Source organism: Pseudomonas sp. AC463 (assembly GCF_979253585.1).
In genome coordinates this window covers 1-243 of record NZ_CEEDDZ010001063.1, presented here as the reverse complement: position 1 = coordinate 243, position 243 = coordinate 1, and the positions used below count along the sequence as shown (strand labels likewise).

The window sequence follows — 243 nt, the reverse complement described above, 5'->3', positions numbered from 1 at the left end:
ATGCTTCGTCGCCGGCAAACACGATGCGCTCGGCCTTGGCCTCGCGCTGGTAGGCGTACATAGGGTCGTAGTATTCGCGCAGCAGGCCTTCGATCCAGCCGCGGTGCAGGTCGACCTTGCCGCTGCGCTGTTGCTCGTCCAGAGCGGCCTGCATGATCGCCAGCAGGCGCTGGTGCCGTTCGCCACCCAGGCGCTTATAGATATTGTCGAGGGGCTGTAGCAGTCGCTCGGCGAACAGCTCGA

The 243-nt window shown here is 64.2% G+C and carries 1 pseudogene; it reads right to left on the bottom strand.

Annotated features, from left to right (window positions below):
- Positions 1-243: pseudogene (locus tag AC0IYH_RS33520) on the bottom strand (tRNA 2-selenouridine(34) synthase MnmH); the annotation flags it as partial.